The sequence below is a fragment of the Pseudomonas sp. SIMBA_068 genome (assembly GCF_046534705.1).
Lineage (GTDB): Bacteria > Pseudomonadota > Gammaproteobacteria > Pseudomonadales > Pseudomonadaceae > Aquipseudomonas > Aquipseudomonas putida.
Map to the genome: position 1 here is coordinate 1 of NZ_JAWRYI010001361.1, position 245 is coordinate 245.

At 66.9% G+C, this 245-nt stretch carries 1 pseudogene; it reads left to right on the forward strand.

The features are described from left to right. A pseudogene (locus tag SB756_RS34060) lies at positions 1-245 on the forward strand (PLP-dependent aminotransferase family protein); the annotation flags it as partial.

Genomic DNA, 245 nt, shown 5'->3' on the forward strand with positions numbered 1-245 from the left:
GGAGTTGCTTGGCAGCGGCGCCTTTGTGCGGCACCTGCGCGCTTCGCGCCAGGCTTATCAGGCGCGGCGCGATGCATTGCTCGCGTGCCTGCCGGATGGCTGCTCAGTGAGTGGCCAGCAGGCCGGGTTGCACTTTGTCTTGTGGTTGCCGCCGGGTGTGGAAGAACAGGACTTTTGTGAGCGGGCCACTGCCGTCGGGTTGGCGCTGCAGCCCCTGGGCAAGTTCTGCGTGGAGGCCAGCCTGC